Consider the following 11861-nt stretch of genomic DNA (forward strand, 5'->3'; position numbering starts at 1 on the left):
AATATTGCCAATTTCATAAAATTGATATAGCTGGAGAATACTGCGATACAGGAGTTACTGGAACTTCAGTGAGATAGACTTAATGGAATTCGGTAAGGAAGAGGAAAGGCAAAAATCGTTTGAGGTCACTTATGATACGGCTCACCCTTCATTATCTTAAATGCTCTGTAGATTTGCTCTACCAATATAAGCCTCATAAGCTGATGCGGAAATGTCATCTTTGAAAATGACAGCTTTAAATTTGACATAGATTTTACATCGTCGTTTAATCCAAGGGATCCTCCTATTACAAATGTCATATTAGAATTGCCCTCTGTCATGACATCCTCTATATAGCGGGCAAATTCTACCGAATCCATTTGTCTGCCTTCTATACAAAGGGATATTATGAAACTTCCTTTCCTGATTTTATCCACAATTTTGATACCCTCTTTGTGCATAACATCAAGTTTTTCTTTGTCGCTTAAACCTTCAGGTGCCTTTTCATCGTTTACTTCAATTATGTTTATATTGCAATATGGCTTCAATCTTTTTACATATTCCCGTATTCCATCTTCTATAAACTTCTCCTTTATCTTTCCTACTGCTATTATGTTTATATTCAAAATTCTCCCTCCGTCACACTACAAGGTACTTTGGAATGTCTTCGCAAAAGTCGCACTTATGAGGTGCCAGCCAATCTGTAAATGATACTTCATCAAGCTTATATATATCTGGCGGCTGTTCATATACATCCACAAATTCTTCAATAGCTTCTTCTAAATGTTCTTCACATACAACAAACATAAGTATTTCTCCTCATTTACTAAGTGTTACTGTAGTTGTCCCTATATCACCTGTTAATGTCCTGTATTTGACATTTACTTTATCACCGATATTTCTGCTATATATGACAGTCTTTAATGCTGTCATCGTATCAACCGGCTTGCCGTCAACTTCCAACAATATATAGCCCTTTTTGATACCTGCCTTGTAAGCGGGTCCTGCAGGATCTATATCTGCCACATATATTCCCTCTGCAATGACAATATCCGCATTTATATAACTTGCTATTTCTCTATCATATCCTACAACACCGATGTAAGGTGCCTTAAATGTCCCTGTTGCTATTACTTTCCTTACAATTGGCTTTGTTATGTTTATTGGTATTGCAAAACCAAGTCCTTCTGCTGTTGTTACTTTTGCTGTATTTATTCCGATTGCATTTCCCTTTGAATCTACCAGCGGTCCACCACTATTGCCAGGGTTTATGGAAGCATCTGTCTGGATGAGGTCTTCCATTATCTTTTGCTTACCGCCTTCCTCAATAGGAAGGCTTCTATTTAGAGCACTTATTATGCCTGATGTAACAGTCCTTTCAAACCTCAATCCAAGGGGATTACCTATAGCTATTACTGTTTGCCCGACTATATTTGTATCCGAATCCCCCAGAGGTATCGTCGGAAGATTTTTGGCATTTATCTTGATAACAGATAAATCCAATGTCGAATCAGACCACAGAACTTTTCCAGGTAAAGTGCTCCCATCGCTTAAATAAATAGTCAGCTTTTTGGCAGAGGGACTTGCCACATGGTTATTTGTAAGTATATAACCATTTTTATCGACTATAAATCCAGATCCAACACCTTCTACTTTTCTCTCTAAGAAATAATACTGCCTTTCAAATTCTATTGAGGATATGCCTACAACTGCTGGCGTATCTTTTTTTGCGACTGCTTCAGCTATTGTTGATGGTTCTGCTTTAGGTATTATAACCTCTTTCCTCAAAGGTCCCGTACCTGTGTATGGGAATGGTATTATTTTGCCCCAAAGGAACTTAGGTGCTATGTATGTAAATATCAATGATGTAATAACTGCTATAATTATTACAGTCGCTAAATATGACGGCTTTTTCATCCTATTATCATCATGCTGCATAATATCACCTCTAAAATATCTTGTGTATTATACAGCAATTTATTCTTATTTAATTATATCATAAAAAAATAAGCCCATTTATGGACTTATCTAACTCTTTTAATGTCTGCACCAAGTTGACTTAATTTTTTTTCTATTGCTTCATATCCTCTATCGATATAATGTACATTTGTAACTTCTGTTACACCATGTGCAGCAAGTCCTGCAATAACCATTGCAGCACCAGCTCTTAAGTCAGTCGCCGATAAAGTAGCGCCTGTTATCATTTCAACTCCCTCTATAACGGCCGTTCTTCCTTCCACTTTAGCTTTTACACCCATCTTCTTTAATTCATCAAGGTACTTAAATCTACCTTCATACACATTTTCAGTAATTATGCTAACTCCATCGGCAAGTGCCAAAAGTACGGCAATAAGTTGCTGCATGTCAGTCGGAAAGCCTGGATACGGCTGTGTCTTTATATCAGCTCTTTTAGGCCTACCATTTATTCTTACCCTTAAATCTTCCTCACATTCATCAATTATAACACCAATTTCTGACATCTTTGCCATTATCGATTCAAGATGTTTGGGGATGATACCTTTTATAATTACATCACCGCCAGTTGCTGCAGCTGCTACCATGTATGTCCCGGCTTCAATCTGGTCAGGTATAACAGTATGCCTACAACCGTGCATTTCCTTGACTCCAATTATCTTAATTGTGTCTGTGCCAGCACCCTTGATATTGGCACCCATAGCATTTAGAAAATTGGCAACATCGACAACATGGGGCTCCTTTGCGCAATTTTCCAAAATTGTAGTCCCTTCTGCCTTACAAGCTGCTAACATTAAGTTTATTGTAGCACCGACACTTACAACATCAAAATAAATATGAGTCCCTATTAATTTATCAGCTTTTACTTTAATAATACCATGTTCAATGGATGTCTTTGCGCCAAGTGCTTCAAATCCTTTGATATGCTGGTCTATAGGCCTAACTCCAATGTTACAGCCTCCAGGCATAGCAATCGCGGCTTCTTTAAACCTGCTTAAAAGGGCTCCAATAAGATAATATGATGCCCTCATCTGACTTGCTAGTTCATGCGGCGGGCAAAATGAATTAATACCTGCAGGATCAATCATTACTTCATGTTCTTTTTTAGCAACTCTTCCACCTAAATATTCTATCATTTCTTTAAGTAATTCTATATCATTAATATCTGGCAAATTATCTATTGTGCTTGGGGTATCTGCTAAAAGAGCAGCGGGAAGTATCGCAACAGCCGAATTCTTTGCTCCACTAATCGTGACTGTTCCCTTCAAGGGTATTCCCCCGTTGATTATAAACTTGTCCACAGTTTAACCTTCCCTTCAAGAAAAAGTATAAATACAATATGAATGCACTATATATACTTTAATACAATTGTAGGGATTTTACAAGTGTTTTTCACAAAATAAGGCAACATTGAATGAGGTAATTTTTACCTCTGTTCAATATTGCCTGTATATGCATTTATATAGTAAGTAGAGCTCTCTGTCGTAATTCTCCAGGCAGGTATCGCTTCACCCATGTCGGCATCTTTCCAGCTAAAAAAGTATACCGGTTTAACCTCTTTAACAATGGTAATTTTACTGCCTTCATTTATCTCAAGAAGTTTTAATAATGCATTAACAGGATGTATTATTTCTCTTTTTTCCTTCTCTTCTTCAACAGGAATAAGCCATGTAGACTCGAAGGAAAATGTGCCATTATTTATAACGCCCTTCATATAGCTTACATCGACATTATAACCATTATAAATCTCCGTGTACTCTACCGTATATTTATTTCCATCATATGTTGCATTTGCAACAGAGTATTTCTCGATTAAGTTATTTTCTTTTACAAAGGATTTTATGTAGTCAAATGCCGTATCTTTGTCCATGTTTTTAAATTTATCATCGACAATTTTATAATAAAAATACCCGTTTTTTACCTCTATAGTCTCATTTCCTATGTTATATGTAGTACCACCATTATATGAATTGAATTTACTGTTTTTTATAAAATTACTCATAATAAAATCCTTGTCATAATTTTTAAGTTTAACTCTTAGCATAGGCATTGGCTTATAATTATTCGGAACATTTGTTTGTATTTTTATATTGTTATTATCTAAAATGCGGTACATCTCGTTTATTTCCTTTGCTGTAGGTACTGTATTATTAGTTGCAGCAATTTTCATATTTCCTGTATACAATATAAAATTCAAAATCGTAAATATTAATATAAGTATTGTTTTCGCCCTTGACCAATTCATATTAATACACCATCAACTAATTAATTTCCCTTCTATAGCATTTATAAAATAGTCTTTGTCTTTACATCTAACTTCCCAAGCGGGTGTTAACGTAGCATCGTCAAATATGTATATAAGTCTTATTGAACGCACATCACTTATCTTATGCAAATTTATAGCTTTATTCGGGTCGTATGCTGCTATCTGATAATTTCCTGCATAATACATATCTATGTAATTTACGGTTGCCGACTTTATAGTTCCATTTAAAATTGTTATATTTATCGGTTGTATTTCTTTACCATCTTTTACTAAATACGCAGGATAATCTCCAAGATAATTAAATGAAAAATTATATTCCGGACCATTTTCTTTCATTTCTGCAAGATATATTCTATCTAAACGTACACCTACATCTTTTATAAATGATAATGCTTTATTTAAAGACTCTAATCTATCAAGGTCCAATTTAGATAATGTTGTATCGTAATATTCGATACGATTATTTTTATAAATCCTCAAACCTTTTATACCATCTGTATATATGTATGCGCCGTTATTTTCTCTTATCTCTCTTACAATAGATATGTTGACAAAAATTTTTTCTGTAATGCTCCTGTACAAATTATCATATGTTACGTCTTTATTTATGTATTTCTTTATTATGAGATGCTTAGTTGCTGACATATCAGGATAATATACATCGCCTGCAGTACTTTTTTTATAATCTATTGAATTCTTAAACTCCTTATCTATTAAACCTTTAAAGTACTGTGGATCTTTTAAGGCTATCCTAAAGTATTTATTATGATCCGTAAATATAAGTCCGGCATTTTTTCCAATAGTGATTATTATCTCTTTGATATATGTATCAGAATCAATCCTTTTTAATGAAGATTCATCATCGATATGTAGCGCATTAACAAATATGTCCTTTGATATTCCTCCACCCATTATGATATGTATAGCGTTTTGGCTTGTATTTGTATATTTTGCATCGTTCAAATCGATTCGATTCCCAGATTCTAAATTTTCTTTTATTAATTTTACGACATTTGTCCATATTGTCGTTGTATCATCCTTTGATGTGATGTATTTATATGTACCGCCGGAGTCAATTATTATCGATGAAGGCCTTATTAAATTAAAAAGATCCACACTCGAAAGTGTGGACTTAGTCATAAAAGCACTTTTTTGTGGAAAGGATGTCCACAATGTATAGCTTAAATAAAAACTCGTTAAAACAAGAAATACTAAGGCAAATGTTTTAATACGCTCTTTCATAAACACACCATGCCTTACTTAAAAAGCAGATTAAAGAAATCTTCCAGTGTATTTACCGTTATCTGTATAATACCATCCTTATACTGCAATATAATATGTCCTTTTACAATCTGCTCTTCACCATCTTTCATAGCCTTTAAGGTAACATAGTTATCACCAAGTACTAATGTAATTAATTTTGCGAATAAACCTGAATCCCCGATAACCCATTTATCATTCAAATTATCATTTAATATCAGCTCAACATATGTATCTGGTTGTCCCTTGCCAGAAATCACAAAATATTTATTGTTTGTTCTTACGTTGTTAATATTTGATTTCACTGTGATTAAGTCGCCTGCTGCAAAGCCATATGTCATGAAAAATGACATAAATAACATTACGGCCACACTAAGGATTATAACCTTTTTCAAAGGTACCCACTCCTCGCCTTTTGATTTGTATAAAAGTACAACCAACTATTTTTTATGGCGTCTTCTATAACATTCCCCATACTATTGTTCATATATGTTATTATGGTTAAATTATAGAATATTATTATTACAGAAATGTTACAGTAATATTAAAATATAATTACGAATTTATTAGTATTTAAGTTTTACTGTTACAACTGTACCATTATCGACCTCACTTTCTATTTTTATCTCACCTTTATGTGCTGAGACTATTTCCTTCGCAATTGCAAGTCCAAGGCCTGTCCCACCAAGCTCTCTTGATCTACCTTTGTCAACTCTATAAAACCTTTCGAAAATCCTCGGAAGGTCCTTTTTGGGTATACCAATACCATTATCCGAAACAGATATATATGCAAAATCCTCATCATATTTTGTAAAAACCCTTATATATCCACCTTCATTTGTATACTTTATGGCATTTGTTACAATATTAATTAAAACCTGCTCCATTTTATCTTTGTCAATTTTGACATTCCTTTTTTCCTCGTCAAGGCAAAATGTTAATGTTTGGCTCTTCTTACATGCTTCAATCCTTAATTTTGATAAAGTATCTTCAATAAATTCATTAAGATTAACTTCTTCTAAATTCAATTTTCCATTTGAATCCATTTTAGATAGGAAAAGCAGGTCTTTTACAAGCCTTGCCATCCTGTCTACTTCTTTGTCAATTATATCGAGAAACCTATATTTATACTTTTCATCGACATCGTCATTTATAAGTGTCTCCGTATAACTCTTTATCGTTGTTAGTGGTGTTCTCAATTCATGTGACACATTCGCAACAAATTCCTTTCTCATATTGTCAAGGGTCTGCTGCTCTGTTATATCATGCAGTACAAAAACATTTCCATCTATATTTTTGTCTACCTTTATGGGGGTGGCAAATGACTTTAAAATCCTACCATTGCAGTATATCAGAGTTCCGCTATTTGTTATCTGCCCCTGTGCAATTTTCTCTATAGGCTCATTTATAGACAATTTTTCGCCAATCATCTTTTCCGCTGCCTTATTGAATAGTATTATGCGGTTTGAATCATTTGTAGCAATTACACCATCTGTCATATAGCTTATTATAGCTTCGACTTTGCTCTTTTCATTTTCCATTTCATTTAATGTTGTTTTAAGCCTTCTAGACATAAGATTAAACATGTTTCCAAGTTCGCCTATTTCATCATTGGATTTAATATTAATGTGGACATCGAAGTTTCCCTCTGCCATTTCATGAGCGTATTTTGTAACTTCTTTAATTGGATCTGTTATAGTCTTGGCTAAAATATATCCGAGGATTACAGTAATAATAACAGCAATAAATGTTGCACCTAAAAGAATAAAATTGACATCTGAAAGTGTATCATATATTCCTTTTAGAGATCCACTTATGTAAACAACACCTGATATCTTTCCATCGCTATCTGTAACAGGTGTTGCGACACTCCTGATTTTGCCATTGGAATTGTTGTCGTTAACTGTTTCGATGCTTTCGTCACCAGAAAGTGCTTTTATTACTGCAGGGGTTAACATTTTACCCTTCTCACCCGTTGAACTAGCAAGTATATTACCGCTTTTGTCGAGAATATATACGTATTTTATGTTTGAATTTGGTCCAAGATACATATTTATAATATTATTTAGACTATTTTCTGAGTTTATATTATCTTTTAATGTAAATGCTATTCCGGTTGCTTGTGCTTCTATGTAGTTATCAAAATTTTTCATGTGGTAGTTCTCTAAGGATTTGAAAAGGTATACCCAAATGATCTCCATTGCAACAAGGATTAAAAGTCCATATATAAGAATAATTTTCCACTGTATGCTTTTATAATTCACTTTCTTCGCTAAAATAGTAACCAACCCCTCTTTTAGTGTGAATATATTTTGGGTTTGCAGGGTCATCTTCTATTTTTTCTCTCAATCGCCTAACAGTAACATCAACTGTTCTTACATCACCAAAATATTCATATCCCCATACTTTTTCCAAAAGCATTTCCCTCGAAAATATTAAACCTTTATTTGTAACGAGAAATTTTAAAAGGTCAAATTCCCTTGATGTAAGTTCAATAGGTTTTCCATCTTTATCAACTTTGTATTTTGATAAGTCAATATTTAGGTTGTTTATATGGATCATATTTGACATGCTGTCGCCATTTAAGCTGCTTCTTCTAAGATTTGCCTTTACTCTGGCTATCAATTCCCTCATAGAAAAGGGTTTTGTTATATAGTCATCTGCACCAAGCTCAAGGCCTAATACTTTATCAACCTCTTCTTCTTTCGCCGTCAGCATCAAAATTGGCGTTGTCATAGTCTGCCTTATAATTCGTAAGACCGTAAATCCGTCCATCTTAGGTAGCATAACATCGAGGAGGATAAGGTCAGGATTTTTTTCCTGTGCATATTTTAGACCCTCCTCCCCATCATATGCTTCAAATGTTATAAATCCATTTTTCTCTAGGTTGTATTTTAATATTTCTACGATTGGTTTCTCATCATCTATTATTAGTATCCTGTTACTCAATTTCCTCACTCCTTAACATTGTTGACAAAAATATCTAGCTTCGTATCTGTTTCTTTATAAAAACTATCTTCTATATTCATGCCACTTCCAAGGTCTTTAAGCATTTCCCTTATAGTTTCCATACCATATTTATCGCTAATCGCCTTCGTCACTTGAAAGGCTCTTTTATATGCTAACATTTCATCAAGAGAATTAAAATCATCTTTAAGTTCCTCATATGTGTAAGGTCTACCGCTATAGGTTAAATCTTTGCCCCATTCATAACCATCTTGCCTGTATTCTTCCAGCAGTGCAATGCCTTCTGTAAACCATACTGGATAATTCCCCTTTGCAATATCGTCAACAATAAGATGTGTAAATTCATGAACAACTGGGCCCTCATTTTGGAATACTCGATTTAAATCTTGGTCAGGGGTTATCCATATAGACGGTGATTCAATGCTTATCACACCGTTTAAGTATATCCCCATAGCATTTTCACCTTTTGCCAATGAAAAATCTTTGTTCATCTCATCAGGATTTTTGTACACAATGATGGTGGATTTGTTTTTGGGCATGTATCCCAAATCCTTTGATATATCATAATAATGTTTTTCAGCAGTATTAATAATAAGTCCTACATATTTTTTATCAGCTTCTGTGTATCTTATTATAAAATGCTTGCTTTCAGCTGTTTTATAGTCCTTAATGCTGTTTTCAATCTTATCCCTTCCTACAATTTTATAAACAGGATATGCTTTTGACAAGAGACTGCCGTTTAATATAAATGACAAAATAAACAAAGCAAAAATAACTATTACAATATTTCTATTTCTCATTTTGTATCACCTCACAAATTATTAAGAAAAGCCTTTGACTTCCTATGTATATATTTAAATATATGAGGTAATACAATTACATTATAACCCATCAAACTATTTATTGCAAAGTAATTTTAAGGATAAAAAAAGAGCCTTTCGGCTCATAAATGCTATTTTAAATATAATAGGGGATTTACAGGAACCCCATTTTTTCTAACCTCGAAGTGAAGATGTGGTCCTGTAGTATGGCCAGTGGAACCTATAAGGGCAATTTTTTGCCCTTTATACACTTTATCACCTGCATTAACAAGTAATTTACTTGAGTGGCCATAATATGTCACATACCCATTGCCGTGGTCTATCTTTACGAGATAACCGTATCCACTCTCCCATCCTGAAAATATTACAGTACCACCATCAGCGGCATAGATTGGATCGCCCGTTGATCCTGCTATATCTATACCGGCATGGAGCTTTCCCCATCTTTGGCCATACCTTGACGTGATGTAACCTCTTATTGGATAATCAAATGTTCCTGTTGCGTTTGTCCTTGGTGGAACTTTACTTCCTACCGCGACGATCTCGTCTACAGGCTTTTCTATAACTTCTTCATTGATTACTTTTTTGTTTGCTACATCTCCGTTGTAAAATTCTAAAATTGCCGTGACAAGCTTATATCCTTTTTCACCATTCTTTATCTTTCGAGAACTGTTTATATACATTGTATCGCCCTTTTGCGTAACGGTTTCATACGGTATATCGTCAATATATACGATTTTTTTCTCTGTTACAATGGTTAATTGAGGTTCTGATTTAGACAATATTATCACTTGCCCCGGCATTATATTTTCTGTAAGACCAGGATTTAGCTTATATATGTCATCTATTTTCATTTTATATTTTCTCGAAATCGACCATAGGCTGTCCTTATTCATTACAGTGTATGTTGTAGGTTCTTTTAATGGTTTTTCTAAATCTTTTACTGCTTCATCAACTGTTTCAATATTGAATATTGGTAAATCTTTTTCTACTATTCTTACATCGTTTTTAAAATATGCTTTAGATGAGCCTTTTTTGTATTTGTCCAAAATCATTTGGAGGGCATCTAAAGCATCTTTTTTATTCTTAAGAGTAGCGACGCATCTACCGTCAACTGTAATGACCGATGGTTTTTCAATGCGCAAATAATTTGTTATTTTATCATAATTTTCAAATGTTTTTATATACGGATTCAAATTTATGTTCTTTATATAATCGAATGTTGAATGATCATTTGTCTCAGCGGCTTCTTTACTTCCATCGTCAAAAAAGTATGCACTTTTGTCATTGTAATTAAAATTTAATGCTATGGCAAATAGTATTGCTAAAGCGACAACAAATAAGTAATACCTTTTAATCATTTTTAAAGCTTTAAAAAAGCCATGACTAAAAGGGTTTGATTTGCCTTCGTTATCCATTATCTTCTCCTTTCATTTGCGCATAGTTTTATTTTCTTAAAGTTTTTTCTAACAAAAATGCTTTTATATTATTTGTGTTTTTTATAATTTTTATACAAGATTATACTAAACAAATTTAAAAATTTGTCGTAATTTATATTATATTCTTTTACGTTGAAGGTTATGACACATCATGTTATAATTATTTTTGAGGTGGTGTACATGAGCATATGTAAGTTTTCTAATGATTTCGACGATATGGGAAGCACCCCTGTTAGCAATTATTTTATTAATCATTTTATGCTTGAAGCACCAGGAGAATATGTAAAAGTATATCTATTGGGGTTGAAATACTCATACTACAATCAAAACTTCTCTATTGAAGAAATGGCTGAAAAGCTCTTTATGTCTGAATTAGATATCGATAAAGCGCTAAAATTCTGGGAAAAGTCTGGTGTTATAAGGCTTAAATATTCTGATAATGAGTACTTTATTGAATATCTTCCGTTAATTGGCAAAATAGATGAAAAGCATACATTGTCGATTGATGATACAGAAGTAAGGCAGATGTTTGAGACTGTAGAGCAGATGATAGGTAGACCCCTATCGCCAAATGAGATGGATACATATTTAGGATGGGTCGATGAATACGGATTTTCTTTAGAGCTCATAACAATGCTTATCAGTTATTGTGCCACAAAAAAGAAGACATCACTAAAATATATGGAAAAGGTCGCAATAGCTTGGCACGATGCCGGACTCAAAAATGCCCTTGATGTTGAGGCATACCTTAAAGCTGAAAGTGAAAAATGGATTAAATACAAAAAAATCCTTCGTGCATTAGGCCTTAATGATGATGATATCATGGAAGCCCACAAAGCTATGATGGATAGATGGATGGATGACTTAGGTTTCGATTTGGATGTCATAATAAAGGCGTGCAATGAATGTGTGCTTAAGATAAATGAGCCAAGCTTTCCTTACATAAATCAGATATTGATTAACTGGTATAACGAAGGCATAAGGAAAATTAATGATTTTGATAAGACTAAAAAGAAGCAGTATACTAAAAAGACGTCTTCAAACTATAAGGTACCTAAAAATTATTTCAACGGATATCAGCAAAGGACATATGATATAGATGAACTTGAAAAGAGACTTTTAGCACATTCGAGAGGTGAAATCGGTGAATAACTC

12 protein-coding genes are annotated in these 11861 nt (G+C 33.6%); 1 reads left to right on the forward strand and 11 read right to left on the reverse strand.

Going from position 1 to position 11861, the window contains the following annotated elements; translation table 11 throughout:
• Positions 1-125: 125 nt before the first annotated feature.
• From rlmH to CPG45_RS06235, 11 genes are all read right to left on the reverse strand, one after another.
• The gene (gene rlmH / locus CPG45_RS06185; protein ID WP_096231107.1) at positions 126-605 is read right to left on the reverse strand and encodes a 23S rRNA (pseudouridine(1915)-N(3))-methyltransferase RlmH; all 480 of its coding nucleotides are present in this window, start codon (positions 603-605) and stop codon (positions 126-128) included.
• A gap of 13 nt (positions 606-618) precedes the next feature.
• Positions 619-786 carry a CxxH/CxxC protein gene (locus CPG45_RS06190; RefSeq protein ID WP_096231108.1) on the reverse strand — a complete coding sequence of 56 codons (168 nt, stop codon included), beginning with the start codon at positions 784-786 and terminating at the stop codon, positions 619-621.
• Positions 787-798: 12 nt separating this feature from the next.
• The gene (locus tag CPG45_RS06195; RefSeq protein ID WP_096231109.1) at positions 799-1917 is read right to left on the reverse strand and encodes a S1C family serine protease; all 1119 of its coding nucleotides are present in this window, start codon (positions 1915-1917) and stop codon (positions 799-801) included.
• Positions 1918-2003: 86 nt separating this feature from the next.
• The gene (murA, locus tag CPG45_RS06200; RefSeq protein ID WP_096231110.1) at positions 2004-3254 is read right to left on the reverse strand and encodes a UDP-N-acetylglucosamine 1-carboxyvinyltransferase; all 1251 of its coding nucleotides are present in this window, start codon (positions 3252-3254) and stop codon (positions 2004-2006) included.
• A gap of 125 nt (positions 3255-3379) precedes the next feature.
• Positions 3380-4198, reverse strand: a complete 819-nt coding sequence (yycI, locus tag CPG45_RS06205) for a two-component system regulatory protein YycI (RefSeq protein ID WP_096231111.1) — start codon at positions 4196-4198, stop codon at positions 3380-3382.
• 12 nt (positions 4199-4210) lie between these two features.
• Positions 4211-5461, reverse strand: coding sequence for a two-component system activity regulator YycH (gene yycH / locus CPG45_RS06210; RefSeq protein ID WP_096231112.1), 1251 nt, complete (start codon positions 5459-5461; stop codon positions 4211-4213).
• Positions 5462-5475: 14 nt separating this feature from the next.
• On the reverse strand, positions 5476-5874 hold the full coding sequence (locus tag CPG45_RS06215; protein ID WP_096231113.1) for a hypothetical protein: 399 nt from the start codon (positions 5872-5874) through the stop codon (positions 5476-5478).
• A gap of 171 nt (positions 5875-6045) precedes the next feature.
• On the reverse strand, positions 6046-7743 hold the full coding sequence (locus CPG45_RS06220; RefSeq protein ID WP_096231114.1) for an ATP-binding protein: 1698 nt from the start codon (positions 7741-7743) through the stop codon (positions 6046-6048).
• Positions 7733-8428: a response regulator gene (locus tag CPG45_RS06225; protein ID WP_096231115.1), complete on the reverse strand. Its 696-nt coding sequence runs from the start codon at positions 8426-8428 to the stop codon at positions 7733-7735. Before CPG45_RS06225 ends, CPG45_RS06220 begins: the two co-directional genes overlap by 11 nt.
• A gap of 5 nt (positions 8429-8433) precedes the next feature.
• Positions 8434-9246 carry a peptidase MA family metallohydrolase gene (locus tag CPG45_RS06230; RefSeq protein WP_096231116.1) on the reverse strand — a complete coding sequence of 271 codons (813 nt, stop codon included), beginning with the start codon at positions 9244-9246 and terminating at the stop codon, positions 8434-8436.
• Positions 9247-9398: 152 nt separating this feature from the next.
• Positions 9399-10685 (reverse strand): M23 family metallopeptidase, encoded by a 1287-nt coding sequence (locus CPG45_RS06235; protein ID WP_096231117.1) that lies wholly within the window; start codon positions 10683-10685, stop codon positions 9399-9401.
• Positions 10686-10886: 201 nt separating this feature from the next.
• Here CPG45_RS06235 and CPG45_RS06240 point away from each other — a divergent pair, with 201 nt between their 5' ends.
• On the forward strand, positions 10887-11858 hold the full coding sequence (locus CPG45_RS06240; RefSeq protein ID WP_096231118.1) for a DnaD domain protein: 972 nt from the start codon (positions 10887-10889) through the stop codon (positions 11856-11858).
• The last annotated feature ends 3 nt before the right edge of the window (positions 11859-11861 follow it).

This window comes from Thermoanaerobacterium sp. RBIITD (genome assembly GCF_900205865.1).
Classification (GTDB): domain Bacteria; phylum Bacillota; class Thermoanaerobacteria; order Thermoanaerobacterales; family Thermoanaerobacteraceae; genus Thermoanaerobacterium.